Genomic DNA, 13,578 nt, shown 5'->3' with positions numbered 1-13,578 from the left:
CAAAACTGTCCGACGGCCTCTATGATGGAGGCCATGACGACTTCTGTGCCCTTGCGCTCCCCCTGCCCGCCCGGCGCCTGCATTTGCGGGCGCGATCCGTTGCTGGAGACGCCCGGCGCGGATTTGCGCATCCTGCGTCTGACCCGAGAGGAAGAAAAACGCCTGCTCGCTCGCCTCGAAATGCTCAAAGACCTGAATGACCTCAAACACCTGCAACAGCGCATGTTCGAGCAACTGGGCGTTCGCGTCGACGTCGCCCCCGGTTTCAACGAAGTGCGCACCATGCGCGGCATTGCCATTCAGATCGACGAGTTGCCGGGCCTGTGCCGCAAGACCCGCGCAGCGATTCCGGCGGCCATTCGCCGCGGACTGGAAAATCGCCCGGAGATCGCTTTCGAACTGCTCAACGCCCACGACTTGCTGCGCGACACCTGATCACTTTTTCAACCCCAAGCGTTTGCGCATCTCGACGGTAATGCTTTGCCGGGTTTTCTTCATGTCGGCCCACGGTTCGTCACCGACTTCAACCAGTCGCTGGTGAACGTTATGCACATTCCACTGATTGCCGCCCTTGATCTCGGCGACTTCCTCGCGAAACAGCGGCACCGACACCGGCAGACCTTCGCGGGTGCGCGCGGCGTAAGCGCAGATGGTGGTGGCGCCCAGACCGTTGCGCAGGTAATCGATAAAGATCCGCCCGACGCGGTTTTTCGGCCCGGACACCGCAGAAAAGCGCTCCGGCAACAGCTTGGCGATATGACTGACGATGGCGTGGCTAAAGTCCTTGACCTCGTCCCAGCCAAGTTTGCGGGTCAGCGGCACCACCAGATGAATCCCCTTGCCGCCACTGGTTTTCAGGAATGCTTTCAACCCCAATTCATCAAGCACGGTCAATGTCAGCGCCGTCGCTTCGACCATGCTTTTCCACGGCAGCGCCGGATCCGGGTCAAGGTCGAGGACGAAGCGATCGGGCTTGTCCAGATCGACCGTGGTGGCGTTCCAGGTGTGCAGTTCGACCGTGCTCATCTGCACCGCGCCGATCAGCGCTTCGGCGTTATTGATCAGCATCACCGGTTGCCCGGTGAGATCTTTGTCCAGCGTGGTGATGCCGGGTATTGCCAGGCGCTCGGCGTTTTTCTGGAAGAACAACTCGCCGGCAATACCGTCTGGAGCGCGCACCAGAGCCACCGGGCGATCCTTGAGCTGCGGCAGGATCCATTCGGCGACGCTGGCGTAATACTCGGCCAGCTGCATCTTGGTGGTGCCGCTGACCGCGTCGATCACCCGATCCGGATGCGTGATGCGCACCTTGCCGTTGGCCAGTCCGAGCTGTGACGGCGCGGTATCCGGATTGCTCGCCGGGGCTTTTTGCGGCGGTTTTTTCGTGGCTGGTTTCTTCGCTGCAGCCTTCACCGGTTTCGCTCGCTCCTCTGTGATGCCCTTGGCCGGTTTGTCGTCGCGCAAGCCATGGAACACGGCGTGGCGTACCGAACCGTCCTTGGTCATTTCGGCGAATGCGACTTCCGCCAGCAGTTTCGGCTTGAGCCAGTGCACGCCTTTGACCTCGAAGCCGCTGGGTGGATTGACCACCGCCGCCTTCTTCACCTGCAAGGGCTTGAGTTGGGCCAGAATGCTTTTCAACGTCGATTCGTTGAAACCGGTGCCGACCTTGCCGGCATAGCGCAATTCACCGCTGTCGCGATCGTGCAGCGCCAGCAACAAGGCACCGAAAGCACTGCGCGAACCTTTCGGATCGGTGTAACCGACGATCACAAACTCCTGACGGTGTTTGCACTTGAGCTTGATCCAGTCGCCGCTGCGCCGCGACACATAGGGCGAACCAAGGCGTTTGCCGATCAGGCCTTCCATCTGCATCTGGCAGGCGCTGTTGAGCAGGGCGTCCGGGGTTTCGTCGAAGGCCTCGGAGAAGCGCAACAACGGTTGCTCATGACTGCCGAGCACCGTGGCCAGCGCGGCGCGCCGCTCTTCAACTGGCACTTCACGCAGGTCGACACCGTTGAGATAAGGCAGGTCGAACAAGTAGTAGAGAATGTTGCCGCTGCGTCCGGCTTCGAAAGCATTTTGCAGGGCCTGAAAGTCCGGCACACCCTGTTCGTTGGCGACGACCATTTCACCGTCCAGCCATGCGGATTCCAGCCCCAGCGCGGCCACTGCTTTGGCTTGTTGCGGCAACTTGTGCGTCCAGTCATGTCCGTTGCGGGTGAACAGTTGCACCTGATCATGATCGATGCGCGCCATGATCCGGTAGCCGTCGAACTTGATCTCGTAGCTCCACTGCCCTTCCGGCGCGCTGTCGACCAGCGTGGCCAGTTCCGGCTTGAGTTGCGTCGGCAATTTGGCCTTGTGCGCGCCGGTGAGCTTGCCGCTCGCGGGCTTGCGGGTTTTCGCCGCAGGTTTCTTCAGCGGTTTGCTTTGCTCGGCGGCCAGTTTGGGTTTGCCCACTATCGTGCGTTCGCTCAGGACACTGTCCGGCTCGGCCAGCAGCACGTCGTAATCATCCTGCGGCCGCGCGGCATCGTCCTGATGCTTGATCAGAAACCATTGTTCCTTCTTGCCCGGCATGTGCGTGCGCACCAGATTCCAGACACCGCCGAGCTTTTCGCCTTGCAGCTCGAACTTGAGTTTGCCCTTTTCGTAGGCCTTGTGCGGATCCTCCAGCGGAATCCACACGCCACGATCCCAGACGATCACATCCCCGGCGCCGTAATGCCCTTCGGGAATGCTGCCTTCAAATGTCGCGTAATCGAGCGGATGATCCTCGACATGCACCGCCAGCCGCTTGACCTTGGGGTCGAGTGACGGCCCTTTCGGCACCGCCCAGCTTTTCAGTGCGCCATCGAGTTCCAGGCGAAAGTCGTAATGCAGGTGTGAAGCGTCGTGCTTCTGGATGCAGAACTGCAAAGCATGCTCGGCAGCGGTTTTACGTCCCGAGCGCTTGACGGCAGCCGGTTCCGAGGTCGCCGAAAAATCGCGCATGCGGTTGTAGTCGTCGAGGTTCCTGTTCATCGTGCACCTGCCTTGTTTCAGCCCATTCGGGTCACGGTCAGCGCCACCACTGCGATGCGGTCGACCCGTTGATAGCCGGGGTTGAGCAGTTCTTCGCCAAAAACATCCGGGTCGAGTTCGCGGTACGTCCAGCCGAAGCGTTTTTCATCGAGGCGCGGCAGCACGGTGTCGAGAAACGGATCACGACCATCGACCATCGCCACACCGGTGTAGAGCAGCAGCGAGCCACCAGGCGCCAATCGATTCAAGGCCTGTTCGACGATGCGCAGTGACAGTCCTGCCCCCAGCGTCCCGCCACCGTGGCGATAGGCGCGCTCCGCCGGGTCGGCCATGTACGGCGGGTTGGCGACGATCAGGTCGAACTCGCCGTCGACGCCCTGCAACAGATCACTGGCGCGCACTTCAACGTTGGCGACTTCCGCCAGTGCCGCATTGATCGCAGTCAGACGCAACGCCGCAGGGTTGATGTCCAGCGCCAGCACCTCTGCCTCGCGACGGGCGCGGCCGATCAGAATCGCACCGACGCCAGCGCCACAGCCGATGTCCACCGCGCGATGAATCGGCGCGAAGTTCTGCTGCAGGTGGGCGTGGATCAGTTGCGCAAAGCGGTAGGTGTCGGGGCCGAAAAACACCGCGTCAGCGGCCTCGGTGGGAAATGCCGAATGGACGAACAGCAAATCATCCAGGCTCGACCAGCGCACCCGACTCTTCAGCTCACCTTCGTAGGTATCAATGATCTGTGCGTCTTGCAGTTGTCGCTGTTCATCGGCGGACAACAATCCCGGCGCGAACGGACGCGACCAGCCGAACACATCACGCAAAGAGTCGGCCATCTGGCCTTCGTCACGCTGGTTGACCCGTTGATGGGTCAACGGCGTCGGCGTGGTGAACCGATATCCGTCTGCCAACAAGCGCCGGCCCAATTGCAGCAGCACGAGGTCGTTGGGGCAGAGTTGTTCTTCCTGAGTCATCGGCGGTGTCCTTAAGGCAAGCGGGATTTGAGTTCGATAAAACGCCGGGTGGCGAGCAGCCCGGCCGGATGTGCATGGCGGGCCGGGGCGAGCCAGGGGAGCAAAATCGCCATTTGCGCCGAGGCATCCTGACCTTGCAGCGCGGTGTTGAGCGCCTGTACGTCGGGGTCCTGTTCAAGCCCTTCGATGGGCGCTGCGGTCTGACTGTGCCGCCGAACGGGTTTCGCTTTATCCGACGGCGTCCAATCGCCGGCGATCCAGTCGTGCACCAGTTGTTTTTCGTAGGCATTGAACACACCAAACATCGCCGCACCGTCGCCCGCGATCAGTTGCCAAAAACGGCTGGCCTGCGGGTCTTCGTGGCGCTTGATCCAGCCCTTGTTCTGCAACGCTTGGAGGAAACCGGGTAATTGCTCGGGTGCAGCCAGCCACTGATTGACGGTCTGCCCTTCGAAACGGCAGTAATCAGAATGCATGTGTTGGGCGAATGGGCACTTGCGCTCGAGCATCGCCAGCAATTGCTGCTCAAGGTCGAAGCCTTCAATGATTGCGCGGCTGCCCTGCCCCAGATCGTTGAGCCGATAGCCCAGCGCTACCCGGCGCAGAAACTCAGCGCGATCGGCCTCAAGCGGCAGCAGGTCAAGCGCCGCCTGCACGGCTTTTTGCGCATGGCCGGTGCTGGCGTTGTCGATGGTCACATGGAGGGTGAAATAGTACGGATCGATCCCCAGTTCACTGAGTTCGTAACTGCTGATCAACAGGTGCAAGGGCAGTTGTTCATAGCCGAGGTTGTAGCCGATCACCTCGGGCAGATAGTCAGCACCACAGACACCGAGGGCCAGTTGTATCGCGCCTTGCAGGTAGCGTTCATCGTCGATGGCGCTGCTGTCCTGCAGATCGTGCTCGGCGAGCAATTTCTGGTAAATCACCACGTGGTTCTGCGCCGGATTGCCTTCGCCCAGCTCTTCCAGAAAGGTTCGCAGCAGCCCTTGGAAACGCGGGTCTTGCCAGCGCGGCAATAGACCATAGAGCCAAGCGCCGTCGACCAGTTTGGTCGGTGCCACCGCTTGCAGGAAATACAGCGCCTGCGCCTTGCCACGGAAGAATTGCCGAGGCCCGCCGGCCTTGCGCTGCTGGAGATAGTCGGCGTATTGCCGGGCGACATCGGCGCAATGTTCGGCCACCCAGGCGTGCCACGTTGCCGGGTCTTCAGGCAACGAATCGGTAAGTTGCGCGGCGTGTTGCAGTTGCTCCTGCAAAAACGCCTGCGCAAGGTCCTGGGAATCGTCATTGCGCAACAACGCTTCATAGACCTGCCGCATGTTCCCAGCGGCGTTCATCAGGTGCGGTTGGGCAGGCGCGGCTTGCAGAGGTGTCAGGACAGTCATGGCAAAATTCTCGGTCGGTTGGCAGGGCGCTGTTCCACACGCCTCTACAGCAGCAGAGAGGCGGCGCCTGCGAAAAATTCAATCGACGTGAAAAATGCCCGGACGGACGGCGAAGCAGCTCCTTGACGGAGCTGCGGGTGGTTATGATTTTTTGCCGTTACATCAGGCCTGGCCTTTGGCCCGCTGTTCCAGATGCACCTGCAAACCCGGGTCGATCCGCAAGGCTGCTGCCAGTTCATCCAGATAGCTGCGCTCGGCGTCCTGCTGGTCATCTACCAGCATCACGCTGGCCAGGTACATTTCGGCGGCAACAGCTGGGTCACCGTTCGCCGACTGCGCCACTTCGGCGGGATCCAGCGGCTTGGCAACTTCATCGTCAAGCCATTGCTGTAACTGTGGATCATCGGTGTGTTTGCCGATTTCGCTGCTGATCAGGTGTTTCTCGGCATCATCGATACGCCCATCAGCCCTGGCAGCGGCGATCAAAGCGCGCAGCACCGCGTGGCTGTGTTCTTCAATCTCCGGGCCGGCCAGGAGGTTAGCTGTTTGCGGCGTTTGTTGCGGTGCCGAACTCGCCTGGCTGCGTTGCCACGCCTGATACGCCTGGAACGCCATCATGCCCAGCGACGCCAGCGCCGCATAATTGGTCCCGCCGGAACGACTTTGCGTACTGCCCGCGCCGCCCAGCGCCCCACCCAAAGCGCCGCCAAGACCACCACCGGCACCGCCGCCGAGCAAACCACCGAGCAAGCCGCCCAAGCCGCCAAGTCCACCGGCAGATCCGCCGCCGCTGGCCGCGCCCGAGCCGCCACCGAGCAGTCCACCCAGCAACCCACCCAAACCACCCAAACCATCGCCGGCAGACGCTGAAGATTGTTGGCCGGTCGAGGCCTGGCCTCGCAGCAGTTTTTCGAGCAAATCGCTGGTGTTCATGACGTTATCCTCAGGCATTGGCAGTGACTGCGTCTGGCAACGATAGACCCCTTAAGCCATAGCGCCAGCACCGTTTGGCTGACGCTCGAAGCCCTGACGGATTTCGCCCGCGTATTTTTTCGCCGGCCAGCTAAGATTGATCAGTGGTGAACCTTATCCCGGCCAGACCGGTCGATAGCTGCAACCCCGACCCGGTTTGCCGGCGCCCTGCTACTCAAGGGTGATACCCGGCTTGCTTCACTTTCTGGAGAACGCCCCCGTGATATCGACCGTACACATCGCCAGGCTCAAAGCATGGGGCGCCCATGGTTTTACCGCGACTGGCGTGGTCACAGCCTTCCTGGCCACCCTCGCCCTGCTGGAAAACCAGCCGACCCATTGCCTGATGTGGCTGGGCGTGGCGCTGATTGTCGACGGCCTCGACGGCGCACTGGCGCGCAAGGTCAACGTGCAGTCGGTGCTGCCAAGCTTCGATGGCTCGATCCTTGATCTGGTGATCGATTACCTGACGTATGTGTTCATTCCGGCGCTGTTCATCTATCGCTACATTCCGCTGCCGGATTACACCCTGCTGCTGACCGTGTCGCTGATTCTGGTGTCGTCGTTGTTCTGCTTCTGCAACGTCAATATGAAGAGCAAGGACAACTACTTTGTCGGGTTTCCGGCGGCGTGGAATGTGGTCGCCCTGTGCCTGTACATCATCGGACCGGGACCGTGGATCACTTTTCTGACGGTTATCGGTTTGGCGCTGTTGACCGTGACGCGGATGAAGTTCCTGCACCCGTTTCGGGTACGCCGGTTCATGCCGATCAACATTGCAGTGACGGCGATCTGGCTGCTATGCAGTCTGTCGCTGGTGCTCAACCATCCGGTGATCAACCCGTTGGTGATGGGGTTGTGGTTGCTGATGTCGGCGTACTTTCTGGGGATCTGCATCTGGCGCACGGCGCTGGAGTGGTTTGATCGGCCGCAGGTGAAATAGACTCAACTACCAAAATACCTACCCCTGTGGGAGCGAGCCTGCTCGCGAAGACGGAGTGTCAGACAACATTTTTGTTGAATGACACAGCGCTTTCGCGAGCAGGCTCACTCCTACAGGGGTCGCAATAGATTCGAAAGTCGGGGGTGAATCAGCGCTTGGTGATCACCACCTCCAGATACTCGCTCGGCACCACCAGCGAACCCTCTCCCGCCCGATTCAACCGATTTAGCAAATCCGCCAGATCACTCTCCAGCGCCTGCCCGCTCTCCGGCGGTAATGCCGCAAAGGCCTTATGCACCGGCCCATACCAATGGCGGAAAATATCAATAAAATGCGCGGCCGAGCGATAGCGAAAATTGAAATCGCGCCGTGTCACACGCAGCAGAAAATTACGGTCATCGAAATGTTTGTGCAGCCAGGCATCGGAGCCCCAATTCGAGGGCGGCTGGGCGCCGGCAGGCGGCGGCAGATGACGGCTGAGCGTCTTGAACATCTGCCCAACAAAACCTTCCGGCGTCCAGTTGGCCAGACCTATCCGCCCACCACGGCGACAAACCCGCCCCAGCTCGGCCGCAGCCGTGTCCTGATCCGGCGCGAACATCACACCAAAGGTCGACAGCACCGCGTCGTAACTCTCATCGGCGAACGGCAGTGCCTCAGCATCGGCAACCTGAAACGTCACGTCCAGATGCTCTGCTCGGGCCCGATCCTGGCCGCGCTCCAACAAAGCCGCAACGTAGTCGGTCGAGGTGACCTGGCAGCCACGGCGCGCCGCCGCCAGCGTCGCATTACCGTTGCCGGCAGCGACATCCAGCACCTCTTCATCGCAACGCAGGTCAGAGGCTTCGGCAAGGTTTTCGCCGACGATTTGTAACGTCGTACCAATCACGGCGTAGTCGCCACTGGCCCAGGCGACTTTCTGGCGTTCTTTCAAGGCAGTCAGATCAATCGGGGTACTCATAAGAGTGAACTCCGCTGCGGGTGGGGTCGGTGATCATTCGGCCGTCGTCGGATCGATGACCGTCATCACTCGCGCCACACTGTTGGCAGGAAATCCTCCAAGCCTGGCGTGTTCGCGTACCTGCTCTTCGTCAGGCGCGATGTACACGCAATAGATCTTGTCAGCGGTGACATAACTCTGCAGCCACTGCACTTGCGGACCGAGTTCGCGCAAGACATCACAGGACGTTTTCGACACAGCTTTGAGTTCTGCTTCCGACAGCTTCCCGGCCCCTGGAATCTCGCGTTCAATCACGAATTTCGGCATGGCAACCTCGCGCTCTTGTTATGGGGCAAGGCCGGCAGTGACCCTGCTCAAGCACTATCGCGCCGAGACCGCTCGGCGTCCCTGCCAATCGTCTGGCAACCCCGTAAAACCGGGGGTTTGCCGATGAGCGGTGGAAATCTGTAAAGCGTCTGGAACACCTTGAAGATTGCCAACGTTCGAGGATTGGTTTCTGATGCCCGCTCGCTTCTGGAACGGACTCTACCGATGTCACTGAAACTCGATTGGCTCGTGAATCACATGCACCACAGCGACCGTTATGCTCAATGGATCCACCAGCAATTCCCCTACGAATACATCGACCAACCGTTGGCTAAATGGCAGCGTGAATTTGCCGAGGGCCAAGGCAATGGCGACTGGTCTTGCCTGATCGCCATGGACGGTGAACATCTGGTCGGCGGCGCGGCGCTAGCACGCGATGACCTCGCCTTGCGCCCCAATCTCGGACCTTGGCTGGCCTGCGTGTTCGTCAGTCCTGAAGCGCGCGGGCAAGGGCTGGCGGAGCGCTTGGTTGAAGGGATTTGTCAGGAAGCGAAAGAGTGCGGGTTTGCGCGTTTGTATCTGCATACGCAGACCAAGCAGGACTACTACGCCAAACGCGGCTGGCAAGTCCTGGAGCGTTTTCGCGCCTGGGGCAATGAACAATGGCTCATGGTCCGCGACCTCTGAGCCAGTGGTTTGCTGATCACGCCGCAGGCGCCTTAGCCTCCTCCAGCAAATGCTGGATCATCTGCTCCTGCGCCTCGTAGCGACCTTCGCCGAAGTGGCTGTAACGCACCTGCCCCTTGGCGTCGATCAGGTAATGCGCCGGCCAGTACTGGTTGTCGAAGTTGCGCCAGATCGCGTAGTTGTTGTCGATGGCCACCGGGTAGGTGATGCCGAGCTTTTTCACCTGATCCTTGACGTTCTCGATGATCCGCTCGTAGCCGTATTCCGGGGTGTGCACGCCGATCACCACGAGGCCGTCCTTCTCGTACTTCTTCGCCCAGTCCTTGACGTACGGCAGGGTGTGCTGGCAGTTGATGCAGTCGTAGGTCCAAAAGTCCACAAGCACCACTTTGCCGCGCAGGGCGTCTGCGTTCAGTTCTGGTGAATTCAACCATTGCACGGCGCCAGCGAGTGACGGCATCGCGCCTTTGCCCTCCTCCATCGGCGAGTCCGCGCGGACTTTGCTGACAAAGTAGTCGACCACTTTCGGCACGTTTTCCAACACGCGTTTTTCGACACTGGCGACGCCTTCGGAGGAGGTGTTGGCCAACAAGGTTTTATCGAAGCCGGTGGCAATCACCGCTGTCGTCGCCAGTACCGCAACCCCGGCACCACGACGCAACCAACCGGTGAACGGGATCGACGGTTTCAAACGGTTGACCAACCCGCGCCCGGTGAAGATCAACGTGCCCAGCGACAATGCACTGCCGGCGCCGTAGGCCAGCAGCAACAGGCTGGTCTGCGCGTTGGCGCCTTGCAGCATGGCACCGGTGAGAATCACCCCGAGAATCGGTCCCGCGCACGGTGCCCAAAGCAGTCCAGTGGCCACGCCGAGCATGACCGAACCCATCGGCCCGGCCTTTTTCCGGGTGTCCGGGTCCAGACGATTGCCGAGCATCACGAAGGGGCGTGTCAGCCAGCCGCCGATGCGCGCCGAGATCAGCGACAGGGCGAACACGCTCATCACGATCAGCGCGACGTAACGGCCACTGTTGCTGGCCTGGATCACCCATTCGCTGCTGACCACGGCGAGGCTGGAGATCAGCGCGAAAGTCAGGGCCATGCCGCCGAGGGTCAACAGTATCGAAGCGCGACTGCGTTGGGCGCCGGCAAACAGAAACGGCACCACCGGCAGGATGCAGGGGCTGAGCACGGTCAGCAGACCACCGAGAAATGCGATGAGGTACATAGTGAGTCACCCTTGATCAATGATTGTGGCGAGCCGTTCAGACGCTCTGGCTTTCCAGCCATTGGCTCTGCGGCGTACGGCTGGCGCCGTTCTCGGCGAACATCTGCCCTTGTGGCGTGCGGCTGGAGCCGTCCGCTGCAATCAGGCCGTCGCTGCCCTGCTGGGCCCCCGGCGTCAGTTGGAAGCAGGTGCTGCTGTGGCAGCTATGCTGTTCAACCGCAGCGTTGGCATGGGCGGCGACGCCGGCCAGGGAGAAAGCGATGGCGGTGAAAAAGCGCGCGACGTTGTTCATGGTGTTGTTCCTTCTATAAAGAGTTGGCTTGGTTGCCGTTGATGACTCAGTTGTCGTTGTTGCAGCCGTCGGCAAATTTGCTGTAATCGAGTACGCGGGTTTTGCCTGCAGAATCGAGGTAGGTCATGCGCGCCTCGACGATGCCGCAGGACACCGAGTTGTCCTGTTTCAGCGAGATCACTTTCTGGATATCCAGGTGGGTGCCGTAGGTGTAGGTTTGCGCGGTAACAGCGGCTTCGGCCCGGGCCGAGAGCGTGCAGATGTTCAGCGCGGCAAACAGGCAGGCGGCGATTACGGAGTTGTTGTTCATGGCGTTTCCTCAAGGCTTCAATGGGGTTTGAGCCGAGGCGATCTGTGTGGGCCTCGATGGAGCCTATTTGAGGCTCGCGAGGTATCGCCTCTGTGTCAGGAACTGGCGCGTTTCAATCGCTGTGTATCCTTGCCATCGGGGGATACACAGCGATACAAACCCCTGAAAAAATCGCGTTTTTGCGTCCCCGTGTATCCGTAGTCACGGCAGATACACTGCAATACAAAGGCAGGCAGGCGGGCCACCGCAGGCTCGATACACTGCACGGCAGTCCCTTTTGATAGAGGTTTGCACCGATGGATCATGTCGATCACATTCTCATCGTCGACGACGACCGCGAGATCCGTGAACTGGTGGGCAACTACCTGAAGAAAAACGGCCTGCGCACCACGGTGGTCGCCGATGGCCGGCAGATGCGCAGCTTTCTCGAGGCCAACACCGTCGACCTGATCGTGCTCGACATCATGATGCCCGGCGACGATGGCCTGCAGCTGTGCCGCGAATTGCGGGTGGGCAAACACAAGGCCACGCCAGTATTGATGCTGACCGCGCGCAACGATGAAACCGACCGCATCATCGGCCTCGAAATGGGCGCCGACGACTACCTGACCAAACCATTCGCCGCCCGCGAATTGCTCGCGCGGATCAACGCCGTGCTGCGCCGCACGCGCATGCTGCCGCCGAATCTGGTGGTCACCGAGGCCGGTCGGTTGCTGGCCTTCGGTCGTTGGCAACTGGACACCTCGGCCCGTCACCTGCTCGACAAGGACGGCACCATGGTCGCCCTCAGCGGCGCCGAATATCGATTGCTGCGGGTGTTTCTCGATCACCCACAACGGGTGCTCAGCCGCGACCAACTGCTCAATCTGACCCAGGGTCGTGATGCCGATCTGTTTGACCGCTCGATCGACTTGCTGGTTAGCCGTTTGCGTCAGCGCCTGCTGGATGATGCGCGCGAGCCGGCCTACATAAAGACCGTGCGCAGCGAAGGTTACGTGTTCTCACTGCCGGTCGAGATTCTCGGGGCCCCGGCATGAGCGTCAATCTGCACTGGCCGCGCACCCTCGCCTCGCGCCTGTCGCTGATTTTCCTGATCGGCCTGTTGCTCGCTCAGGCGCTGTCGTTCGGTGCGCAGTATTACGAGCGTTACCAAAGCGCCAAGAACACCATGCTCGGCAATCTGGAAACCGACGTCTCGACCTCGATTGCGATCCTTGATCGCTTGCCTGCCGAAGAGCGCCCTGCCTGGCTCGAGCGTCTGGCGCGAAAAAATTATGGCTACCTGTTGAGCGAAGGCGAACCGGGCACACCGATCGAGGCCAGTGATGTGCCGGTGGCGGTCACCTCGATCACCGAAGCCATTGGTGAACGCTATCCGCTGACCTTCACCGATATTCCCGGGCCGAAGAAACACTTTCAGGGTCATCTGCGCCTGAGCGACGGCAGCCCGGTGACCATCGACGTGCGCCCCGCCATGGTCCCGTTGTCACCCTGGTTGCCGGTAGTACTGCTCGGCCAATTGGCGCTGATGCTCGTCTGCACCTGGCTGGCGGTGCGCATTGCGGTTCGCCCCCTGACCCGGCTGGCTAACGCGGTGGAAACACTCGACCCCAACGCCCACCCGATCAACCTCGACGAAAGCGGCCCGAACGAAGTGGTCTACGCAGCACGGGCGTTCAACACGATGCAGGCGCGCATTGCCGCTTATCTCAAGGAACGCATGCAACTGCTGGCGGCGATTTCCCATGACCTGCAAACCCCGATCACGCGGATGAAACTGCGCGCCGAACTCATGGACGATTGCACCGAGAAAGACAAACTGTGGAATGACCTCAGCGAGATGGAACACCTGGTGCGCGAAGGCGTGGCGTATGCGCGCAGCATCCATGGTTCGACCGAAGAAAGCCGCCGCACCAACATGGATTCCTTCCTCGAAAGCCTGGTGTTCGACTATCAGGACATGGGCAAGCAGGTGCAACTGGTCGGCAAGAGTGCGGCGGTCATCGACACCCGTCCTCATGCGTTGCGCCGGGTGCTGGTGAACCTGACCGACAACGCACTGAAATTCGCCGGCGCCGCCGAAGTCTGGGTCGAAGCCAACAAAGGCAACCTGGCGATCACCGTCATGGACCGCGGCCCGGGCATCGCCGACGCCGAACTGGCGCAGGTGCTGCAACCGTTCTACCGCGTGGAAAACTCGCGCAATCGCGATACCGGCGGCACCGGGCTGGGACTGGCGATCGCCCAGCAACTGGCCATGGCGCTCGGTGGTTCGCTGACGTTGAGCAATCGCGAGGGTGGCGGGCTGTGCGCTGAACTGAAGCTGCCGCTGCATCCATAAACGCTTTAACGGCGCCTGTTTAAACGCTACGCACCAATACCGGTCGGTAGCCTGCACACCGCCGCGCCAATGCCTACAACTTCATCAGAATCCACTGACTGTGCGCCTTGGCTGATGCGCTTATGGTTGTGTTGCCCGTTTCGCACTGTTCA

General features: G+C 60.7%; 14 protein-coding genes. 5 read left to right on the top strand and 9 right to left on the bottom strand.

The window, feature by feature from the left end:
• Positions 1-33: 33 nt before the first annotated feature.
• Positions 34-435 (top strand): hypothetical protein, encoded by a 402-nt coding sequence (locus tag J0G10_RS12440; RefSeq protein ID WP_176471250.1) that lies wholly within the window; start codon positions 34-36, stop codon positions 433-435.
• Here J0G10_RS12440 and ligD read toward each other — a convergent pair whose 3' ends face one another.
• The 4 genes from ligD to J0G10_RS12420 all read right to left on the bottom strand — a co-directional run bounded on the left by ligD (position 436) and on the right by J0G10_RS12420 (position 6,319).
• On the bottom strand, positions 436-3,027 hold the full coding sequence (gene ligD, locus J0G10_RS12435) for a DNA ligase D (protein ID WP_220558574.1): 2,592 nt from the start codon (positions 3,025-3,027) through the stop codon (positions 436-438).
• Positions 3,028-3,044: 17 nt separating this feature from the next.
• Positions 3,045-3,998, bottom strand: a complete 954-nt coding sequence (locus J0G10_RS12430; protein ID WP_095047493.1) for a methyltransferase — start codon at positions 3,996-3,998, stop codon at positions 3,045-3,047.
• 11 nt (positions 3,999-4,009) lie between these two features.
• A complete protein-coding gene (locus tag J0G10_RS12425; protein WP_095047494.1) occupies positions 4,010-5,386 on the bottom strand; it encodes an iron-containing redox enzyme family protein in 1,377 nt (458 codons plus the stop codon).
• 162 nt (positions 5,387-5,548) lie between these two features.
• Positions 5,549-6,319: a tellurite resistance TerB family protein gene (locus J0G10_RS12420; protein ID WP_220558573.1), complete on the bottom strand. Its 771-nt coding sequence runs from the start codon at positions 6,317-6,319 to the stop codon at positions 5,549-5,551.
• Between the two features lie 259 nt (positions 6,320-6,578).
• Here J0G10_RS12420 and pcsA point away from each other — a divergent pair, with 259 nt between their 5' ends.
• Entirely contained in the window at positions 6,579-7,301 is a 723-nt protein-coding gene (pcsA, locus tag J0G10_RS12415; RefSeq protein WP_007919592.1) for a phosphatidylcholine synthase, read from the top strand.
• Between the two features lie 148 nt (positions 7,302-7,449).
• On the opposite strand, the gene J0G10_RS12410 is transcribed toward pcsA, so the two are convergent.
• Together J0G10_RS12410 and J0G10_RS12405 are read right to left on the bottom strand one after the other, a co-directional pair.
• Positions 7,450-8,262 (bottom strand): class I SAM-dependent methyltransferase, encoded by an 813-nt coding sequence (locus tag J0G10_RS12410; RefSeq protein WP_220558572.1) that lies wholly within the window; start codon positions 8,260-8,262, stop codon positions 7,450-7,452.
• A 33-nt stretch (positions 8,263-8,295) separates the two neighbouring features.
• A complete protein-coding gene (locus tag J0G10_RS12405) occupies positions 8,296-8,568 on the bottom strand; it encodes a DUF4242 domain-containing protein (RefSeq protein ID WP_095047497.1) in 273 nt (90 codons plus the stop codon).
• A gap of 225 nt (positions 8,569-8,793) precedes the next feature.
• Between J0G10_RS12405 and J0G10_RS12400 the strand changes: the two genes are divergently transcribed.
• Positions 8,794-9,255, top strand: a complete 462-nt coding sequence (locus tag J0G10_RS12400) for a GNAT family N-acetyltransferase (RefSeq protein WP_220558571.1) — start codon at positions 8,794-8,796, stop codon at positions 9,253-9,255.
• A gap of 16 nt (positions 9,256-9,271) precedes the next feature.
• On the opposite strand, the gene J0G10_RS12395 is transcribed toward J0G10_RS12400, so the two are convergent.
• From J0G10_RS12395 to J0G10_RS12385, 3 genes are read right to left on the bottom strand one after another with little or no spacing between them, the layout of a single operon-like run.
• Positions 9,272-10,483 (bottom strand): cytochrome c biogenesis protein DipZ, encoded by a 1,212-nt coding sequence (locus J0G10_RS12395; RefSeq protein WP_220558570.1) that lies wholly within the window; start codon positions 10,481-10,483, stop codon positions 9,272-9,274.
• A gap of 37 nt (positions 10,484-10,520) precedes the next feature.
• On the bottom strand, positions 10,521-10,775 hold the full coding sequence (locus tag J0G10_RS12390) for a hypothetical protein (RefSeq protein WP_095047500.1): 255 nt from the start codon (positions 10,773-10,775) through the stop codon (positions 10,521-10,523).
• A 46-nt stretch (positions 10,776-10,821) separates the two neighbouring features.
• The gene (locus J0G10_RS12385) at positions 10,822-11,085 is read right to left on the bottom strand and encodes a DUF2790 domain-containing protein (protein WP_095047501.1); all 264 of its coding nucleotides are present in this window, start codon (positions 11,083-11,085) and stop codon (positions 10,822-10,824) included.
• Positions 11,086-11,381: 296 nt separating this feature from the next.
• Between J0G10_RS12385 and J0G10_RS12380 the strand changes: the two genes are divergently transcribed.
• Positions 11,382-12,122 carry a response regulator gene (locus J0G10_RS12380; protein ID WP_007919579.1) on the top strand — a complete coding sequence of 247 codons (741 nt, stop codon included), beginning with the start codon at positions 11,382-11,384 and terminating at the stop codon, positions 12,120-12,122.
• Entirely contained in the window at positions 12,119-13,426 is a 1,308-nt protein-coding gene (locus J0G10_RS12375) for a sensor histidine kinase (protein WP_095047502.1), read from the top strand. The genes J0G10_RS12380 and J0G10_RS12375 overlap by 4 nt, the downstream gene beginning before the upstream one ends.
• Positions 13,427-13,578 lie beyond the last annotated feature (152 nt).

The organism is Pseudomonas germanica (assembly GCF_019614655.1).
In the GTDB taxonomy this organism is placed as follows: domain Bacteria; phylum Pseudomonadota; class Gammaproteobacteria; order Pseudomonadales; family Pseudomonadaceae; genus Aquipseudomonas; species Aquipseudomonas neuropathica.
This window is presented reverse-complemented; position numbering and strand designations above follow the sequence as displayed.